This is a genomic window from Acidovorax sp. KNOB132 (genome assembly GCF_057541515.1).
The window spans coordinates 1-979 of the sequence record NZ_BAAJYT010000578.1; the positions used below are offsets into that span (position 1 = coordinate 1).

Consider the following 979-nt stretch of genomic DNA (forward strand, 5'->3'; position numbering starts at 1 on the left):
TTTCATGGATCTCACCAAGAAGATTTTTTTGTGGAAAAAGGGGAGCCGCACTCGATGCACATCCGATAGCACCATAAAGTCGCCTCCTCTTTGATTTTTCGTGCGCCAGTTGCGAAAGTCCTTGTTCTGGACGATGTACTTGCGGTTCTGCACGGCCGCAGGTGGTTCGTTCACGACCACTTCCTGCAGAGGCACGCTCAACTGCGTGCGAACTCCACACTCCACACCACTGAAGCCCCAGCAGCCCAGCGGTTGAGAAATGAAAGATTTGCCGTCATTGAAATCGTAGGCATCGCGCAAATAGAAGCCCAGTTCATTGATGTCCACAGTCGCTTTACCTGGCCCCTGTGGGGTCACCAATCCAGACACTGCCACGTTGACCTGCGCCTCGCCCATTGCGCCGTAGAAGTCGTCCATCGGATCGCTCCATTGGCCAAACGCGAGGTAATTCACCTGGCAGGTGTCTTCAAGTATTTTGGCGGGTTGATTCAAGTCGCCAAAGCGCCAGCACTGTTGATTGCGTCCCCTGCTTTGCTTTTCAACACGGTCTTTCAGCTGTGCAATTCCGGCTGGACTCGACCATTTGGCTTGCAGGCTGGCCATCGCATTCTGGACGCGTGCGAATCCCAGAGCCCACGCCATAGTGACGGTGGTCGCCTCCAATTGCGCCGGGCTCAATTGACTCAGCCGATAGGGCGCTCGGCTTTCTTTCATTTCCTGAGACATCGCGAAGGCCGCACTGCTGAACCATCGCTCCATCAACGCCGCCGCCACCGGCCACCCCAAGCGCGAGCGCATCACCGATGGAATGTCCCGCAACTGGAACAGGCGGGTGGCATATTGCGGCGCATTCTTGCGCCCGAGCACGGACCGCAGGGCTTCCTGCGGTGCCTTCAGAAGATCGACCATTGACCCTGACTCCCTTTGTTTTTCAGTCACGCTGAGGCTTGCGTGAACGGGGCGGATTATGGCGAAAAAA

1 protein-coding gene is annotated in these 979 nt (G+C 56.4%); it reads right to left on the minus strand.

The genetic code is table 11. The annotated features are described in order from the left end of the window. A partial coding sequence (locus tag AC27IO_RS24775) for a DUF6402 family protein (protein WP_498741288.1) occupies positions 1 to 909 on the minus strand: 909 nt, incomplete at its 3' end. Positions 910 to 979 lie beyond the last annotated feature (70 nt).